Consider the following 1,005-nt stretch of genomic DNA (forward strand, 5'->3'; position numbering starts at 1 on the left):
GCCCATCGCCGCCTTGGACGCGGATGCCTGCCTGACCCTCATGACGACCATCGTGCGGGAGAAGGCCAGGCTGGACGCGGCGCTGATCCGCACGCAGGCCCGGTTCGTCGAGCTGCGGTCCGCGGCCGGGCCGGACCCGGTGTTCAGCGAGTTCGCCGCCAGCGAGATCGCCATCGAGCTGGACCTGTCGTGCAGCGCCGCGGCCGCCCAGCTGAAGTTGGCGCACACGGTGACCTACCGGCTACCGGCCACCCTGGCCGCTCTGGAAGCCGGTGCGATCGACCTGGGCCGAGCGCGCGCGGTCGCCGACGCCACCGGCTCGCTGTCGCAGGTCCACGCGGCAGCCGTCGAGGAGAAGGTGCTGGCCCGCGGCGGTCGGGCGAGCCACACGCTGTTCCGCCAGGCCCTGCGCCGGGCCGTGCTCGCCGTCGACCCCGATGGCGCCCAGCGGCGCCACGAGAAGCAGCGCCGGGAGCGGCAGGTGCGCATCGGACCCCTCGACGACGGCATGGCCGAACTGTGGGCGTTCCTGCCGGCCGCCGAAGCCCAGGCCGCCTACCAGCACATCGACGCCCTCGCCCGCTGTGCCGGCGCTCCGGACGATCCCCGGAGCATGGATGAACGCCGCGCGGACGTCCTCACCGATCTACTGCTGGGCCGCCATCATGATTACGAACCCGTCCACATCGAGGTCGGGGTGATCGTGCCTGCTGACACCCTGCTGGGGCTGACCGACGCCCCCGGCGAGCTGGCCGGCTACGGGCCGATCCCCGCCGGGCTCGCCCGCGACCTGGCCTGCGCGGCCAACGCCACCTGGCGGCGGATCCTCACCGACCCCGTCGACGGCAGTCTCCTGGATGTGAGCCGGCGACGGTTCCCCTCAGCCGCGCTCGCCCGTCACGTGCAGACCCGGGACCGCACCTGTCGGTTCCCGAGCTGCCGTAAACCCGCCGCGGCCTGCGACCTCGACCACGTCCAGCCCCATGCTGACGGCGGGACCACCGA

At 73.4% G+C, this 1,005-nt stretch carries 1 protein-coding gene; it reads left to right on the top strand.

What is annotated here, in order from left to right:
* The coding region (locus U9980_RS25695) for an HNH endonuclease signature motif containing protein (RefSeq protein ID WP_322770287.1) at positions 1 to 1,005 on the top strand (1,005 nt) is incomplete at both ends.

The sequence above is a fragment of the Protofrankia sp. Cr1 genome (assembly GCF_963555865.1).
GTDB lineage: Bacteria > Actinomycetota > Actinomycetes > Frankiales > Frankiaceae > Protofrankia.